At 55.8% G+C, this 17738-nt stretch carries 14 protein-coding genes; 8 read left to right on the top strand and 6 right to left on the bottom strand.

Annotated elements, in window-relative coordinates; genetic code table 11:
- Positions 1 to 123 precede the first annotated feature (123 nt).
- From ACN0VD_RS08585 to eda, 7 genes are all read left to right on the top strand, one after another.
- Complete coding sequence (locus ACN0VD_RS08585; protein WP_417593524.1) at positions 124 to 2664, top strand: glycoside hydrolase family 3 protein; 2541 nt, start codon at positions 124 to 126, stop codon at positions 2662 to 2664.
- Positions 2665 to 2704: 40 nt separating this feature from the next.
- Entirely contained in the window at positions 2705 to 3982 is a 1278-nt protein-coding gene (locus ACN0VD_RS08580; RefSeq protein WP_417593523.1) for a sugar MFS transporter, read from the top strand.
- 90 nt (positions 3983 to 4072) lie between these two features.
- Complete coding sequence (gene zwf, locus ACN0VD_RS08575) at positions 4073 to 5527, top strand: glucose-6-phosphate dehydrogenase (RefSeq protein WP_417593571.1); 1455 nt, start codon at positions 4073 to 4075, stop codon at positions 5525 to 5527.
- Positions 5520 to 6155 carry a 6-phosphogluconolactonase gene (locus ACN0VD_RS08570; RefSeq protein WP_417593522.1) on the top strand — a complete coding sequence of 212 codons (636 nt, stop codon included), beginning with the start codon at positions 5520 to 5522 and terminating at the stop codon, positions 6153 to 6155. Before zwf ends, ACN0VD_RS08570 begins: the two co-directional genes overlap by 8 nt.
- Complete coding sequence (edd, locus tag ACN0VD_RS08565) at positions 6152 to 7972, top strand: phosphogluconate dehydratase (RefSeq protein WP_417593521.1); 1821 nt, start codon at positions 6152 to 6154, stop codon at positions 7970 to 7972. Before ACN0VD_RS08570 ends, edd begins: the two co-directional genes overlap by 4 nt.
- A gap of 1 nt (position 7973) precedes the next feature.
- Positions 7974 to 8945 (top strand): glucokinase, encoded by a 972-nt coding sequence (glk, locus tag ACN0VD_RS08560; RefSeq protein WP_417593520.1) that lies wholly within the window; start codon positions 7974 to 7976, stop codon positions 8943 to 8945.
- Positions 8946 to 8974: 29 nt separating this feature from the next.
- A complete protein-coding gene (gene eda / locus ACN0VD_RS08555; protein ID WP_417593570.1) occupies positions 8975 to 9511 on the top strand; it encodes a bifunctional 4-hydroxy-2-oxoglutarate aldolase/2-dehydro-3-deoxy-phosphogluconate aldolase in 537 nt (178 codons plus the stop codon).
- Between the two features lie 67 nt (positions 9512 to 9578).
- On the opposite strand, the gene ACN0VD_RS08550 is transcribed toward eda, so the two are convergent.
- The 6 genes from ACN0VD_RS08550 to ACN0VD_RS08525 form a co-directional block, all read right to left on the bottom strand.
- On the bottom strand, positions 9579 to 12629 hold the full coding sequence (locus ACN0VD_RS08550; RefSeq protein WP_417593519.1) for a tetratricopeptide repeat protein: 3051 nt from the start codon (positions 12627 to 12629) through the stop codon (positions 9579 to 9581).
- A gap of 289 nt (positions 12630 to 12918) precedes the next feature.
- Positions 12919 to 14679, bottom strand: coding sequence for a TRAFs-binding domain-containing protein (locus ACN0VD_RS08545; RefSeq protein ID WP_417593518.1), 1761 nt, complete (start codon positions 14677 to 14679; stop codon positions 12919 to 12921).
- A complete protein-coding gene (locus tag ACN0VD_RS08540) occupies positions 14679 to 15695 on the bottom strand; it encodes a toll/interleukin-1 receptor domain-containing protein (protein ID WP_417593517.1) in 1017 nt (338 codons plus the stop codon). Before ACN0VD_RS08540 ends, ACN0VD_RS08545 begins: the two co-directional genes overlap by 1 nt.
- Positions 15696 to 15942: 247 nt before the next feature.
- Positions 15943 to 16248, bottom strand: coding sequence for a DUF1971 domain-containing protein (locus ACN0VD_RS08535; protein WP_417593516.1), 306 nt, complete (start codon positions 16246 to 16248; stop codon positions 15943 to 15945).
- Positions 16248 to 16691 (bottom strand): hypothetical protein, encoded by a 444-nt coding sequence (locus ACN0VD_RS08530; RefSeq protein WP_417593515.1) that lies wholly within the window; start codon positions 16689 to 16691, stop codon positions 16248 to 16250. The genes ACN0VD_RS08535 and ACN0VD_RS08530 overlap by 1 nt, the downstream gene beginning before the upstream one ends.
- A 2-nt stretch (positions 16692 to 16693) precedes the next feature.
- Positions 16694 to 17149 carry a group III truncated hemoglobin gene (locus tag ACN0VD_RS08525; protein WP_417593514.1) on the bottom strand — a complete coding sequence of 152 codons (456 nt, stop codon included), beginning with the start codon at positions 17147 to 17149 and terminating at the stop codon, positions 16694 to 16696.
- 83 nt (positions 17150 to 17232) lie between these two features.
- On the opposite strand from ACN0VD_RS08525, the gene ACN0VD_RS08520 reads away from it, so the two are divergent.
- Positions 17233 to 17658 (top strand): RrF2 family transcriptional regulator, encoded by a 426-nt coding sequence (locus ACN0VD_RS08520; protein WP_417593513.1) that lies wholly within the window; start codon positions 17233 to 17235, stop codon positions 17656 to 17658.
- Positions 17659 to 17738 lie beyond the last annotated feature (80 nt).

The raw sequence follows: 17738 nt of genomic DNA, 5'->3' as shown, positions 1-17738 counted from the left end.
AAATTGATAACGCTGTCAACGTAAAAATGACAAGGTTGTCAAATTTGATTGATAACGTTGTCAAAAATATGTATTGGCCGGTTGGAAGACTACACGAAAGTAGCTCAAATCTTGCGGGAGGATATGGAATTGACATTGAATGCGTACCATAAAATCGCTGGCTCGTTGCTAGCACTGACGTTGATCCCGGCCTGCGCAACCACGCCCCTGTCCGTCGAAAACACTTCAACAGCGCCGGATATTGGCACCGCGACCGTCCATCCCGAGATCTGGCCGCAGGCCGATTGGCCCTATGCCGAGAATGCGGCGGTCGAATCGCGCATCGAATCGCTTCTCGCCCGCATGACACTCGAGGAAAAGGTCGGTCAGGTCATTCAGGCTGATATCGCCAGCGTCACACCAGAAGAGGCAAAGCGTTATCATCTTGGCTCGATACTGAATGGCGGCAATTCGGCTCCGGGCGGCGACGAATTTGCGCCACCGGAAAAATGGCTCGCGCTGGCAGATGCCTTTTATGATGCGTCGGTCGACACCAGTGGCGGACGCACCGCCATCCCGATCATATGGGGTACCGATGCGGTGCACGGCCACAGCAATATTGTCGGCGCGACTCTCTTCCCCCACAATGTCGGCCTGGGCGCGATGCGCGATCCCGAATTGCTGGAGCGAATCGCCCAGGCCACGGCTCTCGAATTGCGTTCGACCGGAATGGAATGGACCTTTGCGCCAACCATCACCGTGCCGCAAGATGGCCGCTGGGGCCGCGCCTATGAAGGCTATTCCCAGGACCCCGCGCTGGTTTCCAGCTATGTTGGCCGGTTCATCAGGGGCCTGCAGGGGGCACCAAGCGACAAACCCATATTGGACGGTCCGCACGTTCTGGCCAGCACCAAACATTTTCTCGCTGACGGCGGCACGTTTGAAGGCCGCGACCAAGGCGATGCACGAATCAGCGAAACGGAATTGCGCGACGTCCATGGTACGCCTTATGTTCCAGCGATCAACGCCGGCGTGCAGACGATCATGGCCAGCTTCTCGAGCTGGAACGGTAAAAAGATAACCGGCCACAAAGGACTGCTGACCGATGTCCTCAAACAGCGCATGCGCTTTGGCGGCTTCATTGTCAGCGACTGGAATGCCCATGGCCAGATACAGGGATGCACCAATGCGAGCTGCCCGCAGGCGATCAACGCCGGCCTCGACATGTATATGGCTCCGGACACCTGGAAACCGCTCTATCACAGCCTGGTGAAACAGGCGAAGGACGGCACCGTGCCAATGGCCCGGCTGGACGATGCGGTCGCCAATATATTGCGGGTCAAGATCCGGGCCGGACTGTTTGAAGCCGGACGCCCTTCGAGTCGCCCTTATTCCGGCCGCTATGATCTTCTCGGCAGCGCGGATCACCGCGCGCTGGCCCGGGAAGCGGTGCGCAAATCGCTGGTTCTCATCAAGAATCAGGGTCAGATTCTGCCGCTCAGCCCGAAGAGCCATATTCTTGTCGCCGGTGATGGTGCCGATGATATCGGTCGCGCTTCGGGGGGCTGGACGCTGACCTGGCAAGGAACTGGTATCTCCAACGACAAATTCCCCGGCGCCACCTCGATCTGGCAGGGCATCCGGGATGCGGTCACCGCTGCCGGCGGCACCGCGCTTCATGCGCCCGACGGCAATTATGACCAAAAACCGGATGCCGCGATCGTGATCTTCGGCGAGACACCTTATGCCGAATTCCAGGGGGATTTGAAAACATTGCAACTGAAGCCCGAACTGAAGGGCCATCTGGCAACGATGCGCAAGTTGAAAGCGCAAGGCATTCCGGTCGTTGCTGTGTTCCTTACCGGCCGTCCCTTGTGGACAAACCCGGAAATCAACGCGTCCGATGCGTTTGTTACCGCCTGGCTACCCGGCTCCGAAGGTGCTGGCGTGGCGGACATGCTGTTCCGCGACAAGGATGGAAAGCTTGCCCATGAATTCGAGGGCAAGTTGAGCTTCAGCTGGCCAATGACCGCCAACGCCCTCGGTCCCCGCCTGTTCGACCTGGGCTATGGGCTGACCACCGACGCGGTTTCTGATGTGCCGATTTTGCCGGAAATTTCCGACGTCGCAGAAGACGAAACCAGCGCCGGGCTGTTTTTCGACAAGGGCCTGCCCACCGCGTCTTGGTCGCTGATCGTATCGGACGGCGAATCGGACCGGACCCGCATAACCACAACACCGGTCGAAGCGGTGGAAGGCCGGGTTCTGGTCCGGGCGGTCGATCACCTGACACAGGAAGGGGCCCGGCAATTTATCACCGATGGCAGCGGCCCTGCCCGCATTGAGCTGGTGACTCATGCACCGATCGACATCAGCCGCGAAACCAACGGTGACGTACTGTTACTGGTAACCATGCGCTATGATGAAAAGGCCAGCGCGCCGATCATATTCTCGATGCAATGCGGTCCTGGCTGCGGCGGGACAATCACGCCGGATGGTCTTGACGCACTGGCAGTCGGTGAATGGCAAACCATAGGCCTGTCGCTCAAATGTTTCGCCAATGCGGGTGCCGATGTCAGCAAACTGGACGCGCCTTTTCAAATGTCCACCAGCGGAACTGTCAAATTCAGCCTGTCACGGGTTGCGGTGGGGACGGTGGCCGACAGGATATTGGGCTGCGAATAAATATAACCGATAAGAACAAGAGACAGGCAGGAGAGAGAATATGACAATAGAGGCAACAGGAGCGACCGGGGTGGCGCAGGCAGAGGGTTCGAAGCTGGAAACGCGCGGCGTTCTAATATTGGTGGTCGCGATATTTTTCCTGTTTGGCGGGATAACCAATCTCAACGATGTCTTGATTCCGAAGCTGAAGGGTCTGTTTTCGCTCAACTACGCGCAGGCGATGCTGGTGCAGTTCGCTTTTTTCACCAGCTATGCCATTTTCTCGATCCCTGCCGGCATCGTGATGAAAAAGCTCGGCTATTTTCGCGGCATTGTCCTCGGCTTCGGAATCATGGCTGTTTCCTGCCTGCTGTTCCTGCCGGCCGCCTATTCGGGTCTGTTCGGATCCTTTCTCGCGGCCCTGTTCATGCTTGGCGGCGGCATCACCCTGCTGCAAGTCGCGGTCAATCCGCTGATCCTGTCGCTCGGCAGCCCGGAAACCGCGCATAGCCGCCTGACCTTCGCGCAATTTTTCAATTCGGTTGGGGTCTTTCTGATGGTGCGTTTCGGAGCCGAGATCATTCTTGGTGAAACCTCGAAAACCGATGGGTCCACGCTCAGCGGAGAGGCTCTGAAAGCCTATCGTGTCGCGGAGACAACGGTCATCGGCCACAGCTATATCGGCCTGGCCATCGTCCTTGCCCTGATTGCCGTGCTATTCTGGTTTGCCCGCAATTTCATCGAACGCCAGAAAGTCGAAGAAGTGAAGATGACGGGGAGCTTCGCGCTGCTTCGCGACAATGCACGATTGCGCTTCGGGGTGGTTTGCATCTTTCTCTATGTTGGCGCGGAAGTGGCGATTGCCAGCATCATGGTCAACTATCTCGGAGACGACAGAACGCTGGCGCTGGATCCGCGTTCCGCCGGTATCATGCTGTCCTATTATTGGCTCGGCGCCCTGATCGGACGCCTGATGGGCGGCTTTCTGCTGCGCCTGATCCGGCCTGGCCTGCTGCTCGCACTTTTTGCCGCAACGGCGATTTTGCTCAATATTGTCTCGGCAATCTCGACCGGGGAACTGGCCGCCTATTCGCTGGTCGCGGTCGGCCTCGCCAACTCGATCATGTTCCCGACGATTTTCAGCCTTGCAACAGAAGGTCTGGATGACGAAGCGCCGCAAGCATCGGGGCTGCTCTGCACTGCCATCGTCGGCGGCGCGTTCGTTCCGCTACTGACCGGCATGGTCGCCGATGGTGCAGGGCTCGCCGCGTCGCTGATCGTGCCAATCAGCTGCTATGCCATCATCGCATGCTATGGTCTCTATGCTGCCCGGAGATAGATTTCTGGCATTTGTATGGCGGGCCGTTGTCGGCTGCCCCCCGGGCTAGTAGAGGTGTCATTTGCCAGACAGGAAATCATTGTGACCAAAATGTCAGAAAATAGGGGCATATCATCCTGCTTGCTGCTGTTCGGAGCAACCGGAGATTTGGCCAAGCGCATGCTGCTGCCCTCGCTCTTTGCCCTGCACGAGGATGGCCTCATCGCACCAGACCTCCGGATCGTAGGAAGCGCGCGCAGCGAGATGTCGGACGAGCAGTTTCGAGAACTGGCCGCAAAGGCCCTGTCCGAATATCTGCCCGAAGACCGCAAGGGCAACGGACAGTTGCGATCGTTTCTGGAGCGGCTGTCCTACCAGGCGCTGGATGCAACTCAAAACAATGGCTTTTCAGCCCTTTCCGGCAAGCTTGGCGATATATCGGGCGGGCTGGCGATATTTCTATCAACCGCGCCCTCACTGTTCGAAACGACGATCGCCGGACTCAAGTCCGCCGGGCTGACAGGCGAAAATGTCCGGATTGGCCTGGAAAAGCCGCTCGGCAATGATCTCGAAACATCGGGTCTCATCAACGATGCGGTGGCCGCAGCCTTCACCGAAGAACAAACGTTCCGCATCGATCATTATCTCGGCAAGGAAACGGTCCAGAACCTGATGGCACTGCGCTTCGCCAATATGATGTTCGAGCCCTTGTGGAATTCTAATGGTATTGATCATGTCGAGATTACGATCTCCGAAACTGTCGGTCTCGAGGGGCGGCACGACTTTTACAACGACACCGGGGCGCTTCGGGATATGGTGCAAAACCATATGCTGCAACTGCTGGCGCTCACCGCCATGGAACCGCCCGCCAGTCTCGATGCGACATCCATTCGCGATGAGAAGGTCAAGCTATTGCGCAGCCTGCGTCCGGTCAAAATGGAGGAGATGGTACGCGGGAAATATGGCGAGGGCGCGGTAAAAGGGGAAGCGGTCCGCAGCTATGAAGACGACCTTGGCAACAGTTCCGACACGGAAACCTTCGTCGCGATCAAGGCACATATCGAAAATTGGCGATGGCAGGGCGTCCCCTTCTATCTCCGCACCGGCAAACGCCTCTCGGAACGGCGCAGCGAAATTGTGATCCAGTTCAAATCGGTACCGCATAATATCTTTGCCGAGCGCGGCGGCAAGCTCAATGCCAACCGTTTGGTTATCCGGCTACAACCGGAAGAATATGTTCGGTTGCAGGTCATGACCAAGGAACCCGGCCTCGACCGGGACGGGGTAATCTTGCGCGAAGTACCGCTAGACCTGTCCCTGACTCAGGCCTTTGCCAAGACGCGAAAACGCATTGCCTACGAACGCTTGCTACTGGACCTGATCGACGGCGATCCAACATTGTTCGTTCGCCGTGACGAAATAGAAGCGCAATGGCGTTGGGTCGATGCCATTCGCGACACCTGGGATGACAATGACATGAAGCCGAAGACATATAGCGCCGGAAACTGGGGGCCATCGGCAGCCATTGCTCTGACGGAACGTGACGGAGTCAGTTGGCATGAATGAGACTCAGAATATCACCGCCCCCATATGCTGGGCAGCAAAAGCCGGCCCAGATGCGGTAGCCGACCATATCAGTGCGATCATCCAGCAGCCCGGAAATCATTGGCTCGCCGTCCCCGGAGGCAAAACGCCGCTGCCAATTTTCGAACTGCTTTCGAGACGCACTTTACCCTGGGGCACGGTGTCCCTCATGTTGACGGATGACCGTCTCGTTCCGCACAATCATCCCGCAAGCAATCAGGGAAACCTGGAAGCGGCATTTGATGCCACGCCCGCTCACATAGCGAAACTGGAACTGGGCTTGCCTTTGCCGGTTTTTGATCTGGTCTGGCTTGGCATGGGTGCCGATGGCCATATTGCTTCTTTATTCCCGAATATGAAACCGACCGTTCAAAATGACGCAGCGGTCATCCACACCTACCCGGAACCCCTGCCGCCCGAAGCGCCGTTTGAACGCCTGTCGCTCAATCTAACGGCGCTGGCACAAGCCAGGGAAATCATACTTGTGGTCCGTGGATGCGACAAAAAACGGGTACTGAATGAGGCGATTGCGGGAGAAAATGACCTGCCAGTCACGAGACTTTTCGCCGCTGCGCGCTGCCCGATTACCATATTCTGGAGTCGATCATGAACCTTCATCCTGTCGTTGAGCAAGTCACAGAGCGGATCATCGCGCGATCGACATCAAGCCGGAAGGCCTATCTGGATCTGATCGAGCGACAGCGAGACCAAGGCGTCCACCGCCCAACCCTGTCCTGCGGCAATCTCGCCCATGGCTTTGCTTCTAGCGGCGATGACAAAAGCACTATTCGTTCGGGCAAAGCGATGAATATCGGCATTGTGACCGCCTATAATGACATGCTCTCCGCGCATCAGCCTTATGGGCGCTATCCGGAGCAGATCAAGATTTTTGCCCGCGAAGCAGGCGCAACCGCTCAGGTCGCTGGCGGCGTTTCGGCCATGTGCGACGGCGTAACGCAGGGACAAGACAGTATGGAACTGTCATTGTTCAGCCGCGACATAATAGCGATGAGTACGGCAATCGCCTTGTCCCATGGCATGTTTGAAGGCGCGCTCTTGCTCGGCATTTGCGACAAGATCGTACCCGGCTTGCTGATCGGTGCGCTTCGCTTCGGCCATTTGCCCACCATACTCATCCCCGCTGGTCCCATGCCTTCTGGCCTCGCCAACAAGGAAAAAGTCCGCGTACGCGAGTTATTTGCCCAAGGCAAAGTTGGCCGGGAAGAATTGCTCGAAGCCGAGAGCGCCAGCTATCATGGGGCCGGTACCTGCACTTTCTTCGGAACCGCCAACAGCAACCAGATGATGATGGAAATGATGGGTCTGCATATCCCCGGCAGCTCTTTCGTCAATCCGGGCACCAAGCTGCGTCAGGAACTGACCCGGGCCGCAACGCATCAACTGATACGCAATGGCTGGACCGGCGAAGATTACCGCCCCTTGGGTCACTGTATCGATGAGAAAGCCATTGTGAACGCAATCGTTGGCCTGCTCGCTACCGGCGGATCAACCAATCATGTGATCCACTTGCCCGCAATTGCCCGCTCTGCCGGCATCCGGATCGACTGGGATGATATGGATCAACTGTCCAGCGCTGTGCCATTGATCGCCAGCGTCTATCCCAATGGGTCGGGCGATGTGAACCATTTTGCCGCAGCCGGCGGCATGCCCTATGTCATCCGTGAGCTGATCAGTGCCGGGCTCGCCCATGGTGATATTATGACCATATATGGAGGCTCGCTGTCGGAGGGAGCCAGGCAACCAAAGCTGGAAGACGGCGAACTGCGCTTTGATGATGCCCTCGAACAATCGGCGGATGAAACCATCCTGCGCCCCGTTGAATCTCCGTTTCAGGCCGATGGTGGCATGAAGCTGCTGCAAGGCAATCTCGGACGCGCGACCATCAAAGTTAGCGCCGTCGATCCGAGCCGCTGGACGACAGAAGCGCCGGCGGTAATCTTCCATGATCAGAATGACGTCGTCACGGCATTCAAAGCCGGGCAACTGGACCGCGATGTCATTGTCGTGGTGCGCTTCCAGGGGCCCGCTGCCAATGGCATGCCGGAACTGCACAAGCTCTCCGCTCCACTGGGGGTATTACAGGACAAGGGCTATAAGGTCGCTTTCGTGACTGATGGCCGGATGTCCGGTGCCAGCGGCAAGATACCGTCCGCGATCCATATCTCTCCGGAAGCCTTCCACGGCGGCCCGCTCGGCAAGCTGCGGGACGGCGATATGGTGCGTGTCTGCGCGGCAAAAGGCGAGCTGGTCGCACTGGTCGATCCCGCAATATGGGACGCCCGCGAACAGGCCGCTCCCCCGCCCCCGGCTATGGGAACCGGCCGCGAGCTGTTTGCAATGCTGCGCCATCATAGCGATCCAGCCGAGAAAGGCGGATCCGCGATGCTGTCCGAGGCGGGGCTATAAGGTGACAGAGATTGTTGTAGCCGATATCGGCGGAACCCATGCGCGCTTTGCCATCGCAGAAATAAACAATGGCGAAATTGCAGCTTTGACTCCTCCCGTCACATTGAAAACGGCCGACCACCCAAGCTTCCAGATTGCATGGCAAGTGTTTGGTCAAACGTTGGGCTGTTCACTTCCGAGAGCGGCAGCAATTGCGGTTGCCGCTCCAATCAATGCCGAATTGATCAATCTGACCAATAATCCGTGGATCATCCGGCCTCCCCAGATCCGGGAAAAACTCGAAGTGGATCACTATACGCTGGTCAATGATTTTGCCGCCGTGGCCCACGCCGTGACGATGGTTGAACAAACAAAGTTTAAGCATATTACCGGACCGGATATCCCGCTTCCCCAATCCGGAGTCATCAGCGTGATTGGTCCTGGGACCGGTCTTGGTGTAGCCGCAATGATCCGCAATGACGATCGAACGCAAGTGCTCGCAACCGAAGCGGGGCATTGTGACTTCGCACCCCGGGATGCCATTGACGATCGAATTCTCCGGGCTCTGCGTACCAAACACGGACGCGTATCGGTCGAACGCGTTGTCTCGGGGCCCGGCCTCCGGACAATATTCGAGATATTGTCGGAAATGGAAAACCGGCCGGTACCGCCTGGAGATGACAAATCTCTCTGGAAAATGGCACTGGAAGGCCATGACAGCATAGCCACCGCGGCGCTTGATCGCTTCTTTCTGGCGCTCGGCTCGGTAGCCGGAGATATAGCCCTTTCGCATGGTTCGGCGGCAGTTGTCCTGGCTGGCGGTCTGGGACTCAGGCTGATCGATCACATATCAAGCTCGGGCTTCGCTGACCGGTTTGTATCCAAAGGCCGCTACCGCGGTTTGATGGAAAATCTGCCGGTCAAACTGATCTCGCATCCCGAACCCGGCCTGCTTGGCGCTGCGGCGGCTTATATTCAGGAGCATGGCGATTGACCCCCGAAATCAAACCGATCGAACAGATAATGCGGAAGACAAATATCATTCCGGTGCTCGTCATCCACGATCTTGCACAAGCGAAACCCGTTGCCGAAGCGCTGGTCAATAGCGGCTATCCTGTTCTGGAAGTTACATTGCGGACAAAATGCGCGCTGGAGGCCGTTGCAGAAATGCGTCGGGTTACGGGTGCCATTGTCGGAGCGGGCACTGTGACAAATCCAGAACAGCTGCAAGCGGCTATTGAAGCCGGGGCAGAGTTTATCGTTTCTCCCGGATTAACCGATGCCTTGGGCAAAGCGGCTATCGCGGCGGATATTCCGTTTCTTCCCGGCATTGCGACTGCCGCCGACATAATGCGCGGGCTGGATCTTGGACTGACCCACTTCAAGTTTTTCCCCGCAACTGCAAACGGCGGGATACCCGCGCTCAAATCCCTGTCCGCCCCCTTTGGCCAGTGCTTTTTTTGCCCTACGGGCGGAATCTCGGAAAGCACTGCTGCGGACTGGCTAGCGCTTGAATCGGTGCTCTGTGTCGGCGGTAGCTGGATAAGCCTGCCAGACTGACCCGCGACTGCTCAATCGGGGACAAGTGCTCCCGTGTAGTACGCGCCTGGCGCCGCTTCGCACCCCATTATTGCGCGCCATCACCAATCAGCGCGAACGGCGCCCAGGCATTGGGGTGAGCCCATGTATCATTATCACTATCCGCGGACGGATCGTTGCGGATTTCCTGCATCGCTCTCTGAAATGCTTCCGCTCTGCTCAGTTGCGGATTATCGCGTTTGATCTCGATCGTCCGCACGGTGATCCTGGCGGCCACATCATCGCGTACCGGCCAATGCGATGCGAGCAAATTTCGCGCACCAGCATAGAAGAAGGAACGCGCCAGTCCAGACAGGCCGGGAGCCCCCTCACTGCCATCGCCGGCAGCCGTGTTGCACGCCGACATTATCACCCATTCGGCGTTGAGTTTTAATCCCGTTATTTCAGAAGCGGTGAGCAAACCGTCATCGTTTTCACTGGCCTCTGTCGGAGGCGTGAAGACCAGTCCGGGTTCGGCTGCACCGTGAATTTCACCTGCCAGCAAGCCATGGGTCGCGAGCGCCACAATATTGACGCCGGAAAGGTCGGCATTGCGAACATTACTTTCGCTGGCGCGCGCCGCGGTGAAGATCGAGGCCTGCGGCGCATTCAAGGCAATGCGCATGGCTTCCAGCTCCTGCGCGGTTCCGGGCAGACGCGCCATTTTTCTGAGCGCTGTAATATCAGCAATACCGGCACCAGATCGTGTGCGGCTGTCGCGAAAAGCTGAAACAGCCGTACCATCATCACTTTGAGCCAGATTATCATGCTTGGCTCTTGTACCGCCTGCGCCTCGAATGTTTGATTGGCCAAGCAACACCGGATCACCGAAACCGATAAAACGCTTGGAATCCTGTTTGTTCTTGTCGGCGGGACTTGCGCGCCGCAAAAATTGCAGAGACTGTAAAGATGGTATTTGGACCAACGCATGCAGATCGGCGAACCATCTGGTCGCGCGCAAACTGGCTGGATTGCCATCGGCACCTTCAGGTTTTTCAGCGACCAATATGCCAAACGGCAGACTGCTAAGAGATCCCGTTGTAGCGATGAAAACGTGCCGCTTACCTTTTAGGCGATCGGCAACCGGAGCAATGATTTGATTGTAAAGCGCAAACGCCGTGCCACGGTCATAGGGATAAACGCCTTCACCCTCTTCCGCCCATTCGGCCGCCTGCACTTGACTGACATCGACAGTCGCACCCACATCCCAAAGCAGGCGCTTGACAACGGCATTGATCGTGCCGCGTTTCCAGTCGGATCGTGCCCACTGAATGCCGTCATCGCTGATTGCAATAACATGCGTTCCCAGTGCCGCCGGTACGACCATCAGAAAGGCCTCGTCCGGACCGAGCATTGCTTGAGTTTCTGCGATGGTCAGTGGTTCTGGCCGAACCATGGAAAAATATTGCGGAAAAGCTTCGCGAACATGGTCATCAATCGCTTCTATTTTCTGCACCAGCGCAATGTGCTTTTGCCTTAAATTTTCGAGCTTTCTATCTTTGCGCCGTTCGCTTGCTATCAATTGCCGGTTTATGCGTGTGTCCGTGCTTTGCCACTCATTGGCGAGAGATTGTCTTTGCCGAAGAAGCTCACCCAAGCCGGCGGCCTGATTCTCCGCTGCCCGTCGCGCTGCGTTTTGCGCAACTGCGCGGGACGCTGGCCCCACCACCGCTTTTTGTAATACGCTATAGACTTCTTCCCGTAACGGCTCGCGTTGAGATGGATTTTCTCCAGCCGCTATCCAGCCCGCGTCAGCAAAAAGCGTGAAATAGTGCTTTTTGCTTTTAATTTCGCGCTGATACTGGGCTTCTGCCCGTGCATCATTGCCCCTCATATTCCAGCGAGAGAGCCAACCGTTTAACACCGCTCTGGCCGGGACGATCGCGAGATCAGCACGATCAACCTGTTCTATCAAATTATAAGCGAGGTTGCCGTATGACGACAATGTGTCGGGATGATTCTCGCCGCGCGATTTTGTTTTCAAGGCCAGAATTTGGCGGTATATTTTTTCCGCTTCTTCGTCATTTCCCATATGGTTCAAAGTGAAACCCATATTACCCATCGCAGTCAGTGTGGTCGGATGGGCCTCGCCCAAAACCTCCGTCATATATTCAATCGCGCGCCGTTGGAGCGCCTCAGCTTCCTTATATCTGTGTTGTTTGCTGAGATTGCTGGCCAGCATTCCCATGCTAACCAGTGTATCCGGATGCTTGTCTCCCGAAATTTCGATATTCATAGCATATGCACGCCGATGGAGTGGCTCTGCTTCTTTTGCACGCCCCAGCTTGCCCAATATCGTGGCAAGATTATCAAGGCTGATCAAAGTGCCCGGATGCTTTTTACCCAGTGTTTTTGTACGGATGGACAGGGCTTGACGAAATAGCGGTTCTGCGTCGGCGTAGCGTTCCTGCAACTGGAGGTTTCCGGCCAGATTATTGAGGCTGTCAAGGGTATCACTATGTCCTTTTCCCAAGACTTTTGTGCGGATCTCAAAGGCCAGCCGATTGAGTGGCTCTGCCTCATCATGACGTCCTTGCATCATCAAATTTAGCGCCAGATTGGACAGAGAAGAGGCGGTATCCTGGTGTTTTGAACCAAGCATCTGTTGGCGTGATGCCAAAACTTTTCGATAGATCGGTTCTGCTTCTTTATATCGCCCCTGACCGAACATATTTGCAGCAAGATTATTATATGCGGTCAAACTTTCTTCGCTGCCAACACCAAAAATCTCTTCCTGGAGCCGCAGTGCTTCCCGGACTATTTTCTCGGCCTCTTTGTTACGTCCAACCTGCATCAAATCAACGCTATGCACCATAAGGGCATTCGCATAATCCTTGGATTGACTGCCATTTTTCATTGCGATGAGCGGCAACAGTTGAGCCGACAATGCTGCGGCTTTTTGATATTGACCCGATCTGCGCTCTTTATCGGCCTGTTTGCGAAAATTTTTGATGCTGGCCTTGATTTCCCGGCTTTCCAGGCCCGGTTCTTGGGCTGATGCTGCGGCGCCAAGCCCGGAGAAACAAGTAATCAGAGACAAGGCGACAATCATTGCCCCGAATGCTCTGCAGTCATTTCGTTTGACGATTTTGCAAGCCATGTCCCGTTCCCCCGTTCGGATCGTCTCAAAATTCACTCACGAACGCAATGACATATCCTATCTTTTGACTATGTGATGTCCCTCACCCTTTAGCCTGTTGAACTGCGGGTCAATGATCCAGATGTATTTGCAGCACCTGTATCCCCTGCCACATCATTCGTCATTTGGCATTCCAACCGTTTGGACCGCGCGCACCGCCAGCGAGATTGCACTGGTATATTGAAGGCGGTAATGCCGCCAACACAGGTTTACGAAGCGGGTCATGATGGAGACTATGAAATCTCCGGGATCAATGCCGATCTTTGAGTTGATAAATCGGATAAGTGCCATAGCCTTTCGCAAATTCGATTTTTCCGGCGTAGCGGCACGTATATTCGCCCGGGGCCTCAAGCGCTAGAATGGCTGCAAATGGCTCGGTAACGAATACAGCACCTGGAGGCGTCACCGGTTCGATCCGTGCCGCTCTGGACACTTCAGTGCCGTAAAGCGTGGGTTTGCCGGTGATCGGATCGCGCGTTTCATAGGCCGGACCATAGTGTACACCTATCCGCATCCCCCCACTTTCCGCCAACCCCAAAAGTGAATAATCGAAATCCAGCAACGCACTTTGAAGCTCCAGCGCCAGACTGGCGGCGCAGGGTGCATCGGGTGTGACCGCCAGAAGGGCGTCCCCCCAACTATTCTGAGCAAGAATTTGGCCGGGGTAGTTTTCCAGAACCATGGCCATGGTCCGCATGACGCCGTTCCAGAATGCAGGCAGTGCCGCCTCGGCCAGTTTTGAAAACCCTGGAAAATCGGTGAATATTATGGCTGCTACGGTGCGTTTGTGCAGGTTCTCATTAGGCTTTTGCGAACGGGCGAGATTACGATCAATAGGTCCGGAATCAATGATATGGGAATCGCCCCCGAAAGATTTCCAGGTCGCGACATCTGCGCCGGTTCCCGCTGAGCCAGAAGATTGAACACCGTCCCAAATCGCAAGCTGCTGCGCTGATTTGCCGAGATATTGTGCACGAAGCTTCGCCATTCCCATGACAACCTTGCTGGCATAGCTGAACTGGTCGGGATCACCGACATAATGCATTTCGGTTGCATAATTGATGCTGTTAGCTTTTTTCATGCACTCCTCGAAGCGAGCCAGCCAGCCATTTCCAGCGGGGGTAATCGACTGGGCGATAAAATCTTCCTGGATGAATGGCAGAACTACATTGAGTTCACCACCACGGGCGAGCACGGCCTCGGCGATCAAAATATCGGCGCCACTTGCGAGCGCGCCATAGGCATATCCAACATCATTCTGGTCGAGAAAGTCGTCGATAGCTGACCGGAGATTGGCTTCCGTTTCTGCGTCTTCCAGAAACATATGCCCGCAATAGTGGATGACCATTGGGGGCGATATTGGCGCGAGCAATGTATCAATTATATCTTTGTCCAGACCCGCTTCAAGACCAACCAATTCCAGTTGCCTGACACTGCTGGCCCTCGCGCCGGCATTGGCATCTTTCATTGTCCCCGCGTCGGACAATGTCACGCCAGCTTCTTCGGGCTGACCTGCGATCAAGAGCGCTTCGGCCTTTGTTGCCAGGTCATAATAGTTGTCCGGGTTGCGGATTGCGGGAATTTTCAGAATGGCCGTGGCAATTGTCTGCGCTTCTATCGGCAAACCAGCCAGAAAGGCCATAGATGCCGCATTAATGCCGGGATAGGCATCTCCACTAGACTCGAAAATGTGACGATAGGCGTGATAGGCTTTCAGCAATGCCGATTTCCGCTCGGCTTTATCGGAAGTGGCCAAGGCCGAATCTTTCAATATCCGCGCGGCGATGCTGCGATGGTGAGCATCAGGTGAAGAATCCAGACCATATTGATGAAAAAGCTCAAGTGCCTGTTCGCCGTTACCCATTCGGGCCAGCGCGAGTACCATCAAGTGGCATAATTCCGGCGTCGTATCACCGCCGTTTAAGGCAGAGATTGCCGTGTCATAGGCCAGCAGCAGATTGCCGCTGTCAATGGCAGCCTGGGTGCGAGCAGTTGCATCCCCGATTACCATCAATCGGCAACATTATGCGCCAGTGCCTCTTCTTCACGTTGCAATGCTTTGCGCTTCCGGAATATTTTGAGCGACAGCAGTGCTGCCGGAACGGCCAAAGTGATTATCCCAAATGCAATCCAGAACACGTCACCAAGTGCGCCATAGCCTTTGATTAGTTGATTGAGAGGCTCCCAGCAGAAGCGGATGGCAACGATCCACAATAATGCTGCAATATAGAGCGCTATCTTGTCGTTCAGAACGATACCAAGGCCGGACAATTCCCCATCGCCCTTATTCTTGCCGCCACCGGCTTCGCGAAACCGGGCAAGTTCAGACTCGGCGGCATGCTGACCAGATTGAGCCTGATCCAGTTCGCGGCGCAGCCGGACCAATTCACGGGCGCCCGTGGCAAGCTCCCCCGATTGCGCTTTAGAAGCTGCCGACAATTCAGCCAGCTCCGCTTGCAGAGCACTGCGCTTTGCCCGCTCTCCAGCCAGTTGCTGGCTTATGTCGGGTGTCGCGTTTTCGATGATATTGTCTATGACATCCGGAACCAGCGGATCATCGGAGTGGCGCGCCAACCATTTTTTCCAGTCCGCAACGCTGCCCTTATCTTTCAATCGAGTATATTCGACCAGACCTGGCCTATCGAGCAACTCACCAATCCGCTCTAATATTCCCAACCAGATCGCATTGTCAGATCCCTCTGCCCCTTCAGGTAGAACTTCGGCCTGAACCGACCTGAATTCCAATGGCAAGGTACAAGGCCGCAGTTGAACAGCGATCAGTCCGCTGCGTTCTTTGCCAGTGCGCGCTTCGTTGCGCACCCAGTCGGACTCTACCGAGTCTTCCGACCATAAGACCAGCAAGGCTTTCGCCGCGTCAATCTCGCGTTCAATCTCGCGATCAAAGGATGAACCGGCACCTATGCCTGCATCAAACCAAACACTGACTTTCAGACCTTCCAATATGTCGCAAATCGCCTTGCACCGATCCCGGTCGCTGCGCGAGTAGCTTATGAAAATATCGGCCATATCAATGTCCCGTCAAAATAGATCTTCACCTTTTGCCGATCAGCTATAGTGTCGAGTGCTAAACTGAACAAGAGAGTTGAAAACTTAAGGGAAATTCGACGATCCGGGCCTGTGAAATGTTCACCACTGATCTACTGTTTGAGGACTTTACATGTTTGGCACATGGCCGATTTTGCGCCCGCAGCGGATATTAGACCGGGCTAGTGCGAACAATCGCTGAAACGAACGTCTGTTTCAGAATAGAAAATCAGGACGCGGAATCATCCGCGCCCAGCGGGTGTTTGCGATAAAATTCGACCTGCATTTTCATCGGACCGATAAGATTGACAAAATGCGGGGACTGCGGAGGAATCGGTGCGGGATTATCGACCGTGACCATATGCCGTGACGGCGGATCGATAAACACCAGTTCAACCTCGCCTTCGAGCACCCGCAACAAGCCCCAGGTACCATCTTTGGTACTATGCTTGTTACGCAGGGAATCCGGCAGGCTAATCTCGTCAAATATCGGTGACGCGCCATAAGGAGCGACCGTCCCGGACGAGCCCGCCATCAGACGAGAGCCCGGATGACGGCGAAAGCGCAGCCGAAAGCAGCCAGCAATATCGGAACCGTCAGAATCTGGGCATTAGCGGCGCCATTGGTCATCCAGCCGGTTTGTGTTTCTATCCCGCCGACCGGGTCAGTCGGCGGCAAAGCCTTGCGTTGGGCCGCGGTGACATTGTTCAGGACTGCTGCGGTACCAAAATACATCACGGCATAGGCCATGCTGACCACCAGCGCGAATATGGCCGCCGTACCGTGACCGGTGGCAATGAAGAGCGCAGCGAAAAAGACGGCATAAGAAGCGAACATTGTGATCCAGACCGAACTGGGCAGTTCAAAGGTGCGGATCTCGTGCGATGGCGCATGGTAGCTTTCCGGCATATTTTCCATCTCTGCCATGATCTCGGCGGCAATGGCCTGTCCGCCTTCCATCTGGAAATCCATCAACATGATCACTTCTCCTTTCGGTTGGAAATTGAGTCCAGACCGCCGCGCTGGACTTTGATACCGGTCAGAAGGCTTTCGGCTATCCGTTGGGCGGCCTGGCGAAAGACCTGCGCCGCGGCTTCACTGGGTGCGATATCATCGAGAGTCTGGTTCCAGAGCACCAGCCACCGGTCGAAATGCATAGTGTCGAGGCCGCCGATAGCGATATGCTTGAGCATGGGATTGCCGCGAAAGCGTCCTGATTCCAGAGTTACGGAAGCCCAGAAGTCCTTCATCCGTGCGAGATGCGGCGTCCAGTCGGCCACATGGGCCATGAAGATCGGACCGAGTAGTTCATCGCTGCGAATCGAGTCGTAAAAAGTCTCGACCAGATTGGAAATCAGCCTATCGTCAATGCCAAGCGCGTTGGCTTGTGCGGTCTTTTTCGCTCTGGCCCGTTCGGCATAGCTGGCTTCGGTCATGGCCTCGACTCGGATAAGGTGTATTTCATATGCACTGTTTATACCGCTTGGCAGTTAATAGCAATATATGATATGCATCTTTTATGAGATTATCCGTTCACACCGATTATGCGCTTCGTACCCTGATGTATCTGGCTGCCAATGACGGCCATCATTCGATCACCGAAATCGCCCGGCGATATGACATCTCGAAAAACCATCTAATGAAGGTTGCCCAGCGACTGGTGGCAGAAGGTTTTGTCGAGAGTGTCCGCGGGCGCAGTGGCGGATTGTTGCTGGGCCAGCCCGCCGACACCATCAATGTCGGCACGGTCGTCCGCACGTTCGAAGATTATGGCACCTTTGTCGAATGTTTCGACAGGGCCGGCAATGGCTGCGTTGTCACCCCGGTATGCGGCCTCCGCCATGTGCTCTCCGACGGTGTTGAAGCCTTTCTGCAGCATCTGGACGGGTTCACCGTGGCCGACCTGGTTGGCGACAAAGTCAGGTTTCAATCTGCGTGGAACTAGTCGTCCAGCGCCGCATACCGGCCGATCTGGCCGCATAGATCATCAGGACCGCCGGGTAACAATCGGCACAGCGCATTGAC

It is taken from the genome of Parasphingorhabdus sp. (assembly GCF_048267785.1).
Lineage (GTDB): Bacteria > Pseudomonadota > Alphaproteobacteria > Sphingomonadales > Sphingomonadaceae > Parasphingorhabdus.
Note: the sequence above shows the minus strand (reverse complement) of the source record. Positions and strands in the feature narration are given on the sequence as shown.

Coding starts and splice junctions, on each gene's coding strand:
- ACN0VD_RS08585 (WP_417593524.1), top strand. CDS start 124: ATGGAATTGACATTGAATGCGTACCATAAAATCGCTGGCTCGTTGCTA.
- ACN0VD_RS08580 (WP_417593523.1), top strand. CDS start 2,705: ATGACAATAGAGGCAACAGGAGCGACCGGGGTGGCGCAGGCAGAGGGT.
- zwf (WP_417593571.1), top strand. CDS start 4,073: ATGTCAGAAAATAGGGGCATATCATCCTGCTTGCTGCTGTTCGGAGCA.
- ACN0VD_RS08570 (WP_417593522.1), top strand. CDS start 5,520: ATGAATGAGACTCAGAATATCACCGCCCCCATATGCTGGGCAGCAAAA.
- edd (WP_417593521.1), top strand. CDS start 6,152: ATGAACCTTCATCCTGTCGTTGAGCAAGTCACAGAGCGGATCATCGCG.
- eda (WP_417593570.1), top strand. CDS start 8,975: ATGCGGAAGACAAATATCATTCCGGTGCTCGTCATCCACGATCTTGCA.
- ACN0VD_RS08550 (WP_417593519.1), bottom strand. CDS start 12,629: ATGGCTTGCAAAATCGTCAAACGAAATGACTGCAGAGCATTCGGGGCA.
- ACN0VD_RS08545 (WP_417593518.1), bottom strand. CDS start 14,679: ATGGTAATCGGGGATGCAACTGCTCGCACCCAGGCTGCCATTGACAGC.
- ACN0VD_RS08540 (WP_417593517.1), bottom strand. CDS start 15,695: ATGGCCGATATTTTCATAAGCTACTCGCGCAGCGACCGGGATCGGTGC.
- ACN0VD_RS08535 (WP_417593516.1), bottom strand. CDS start 16,248: ATGGCGGGCTCGTCCGGGACGGTCGCTCCTTATGGCGCGTCACCGATA.
- ACN0VD_RS08530 (WP_417593515.1), bottom strand. CDS start 16,691: ATGTTGATGGATTTCCAGATGGAAGGCGGACAGGCCATTGCCGCCGAG.
- ACN0VD_RS08525 (WP_417593514.1), bottom strand. CDS start 17,149: ATGACCGAAGCCAGCTATGCCGAACGGGCCAGAGCGAAAAAGACCGCA.
- ACN0VD_RS08520 (WP_417593513.1), top strand. CDS start 17,233: ATGAGATTATCCGTTCACACCGATTATGCGCTTCGTACCCTGATGTAT.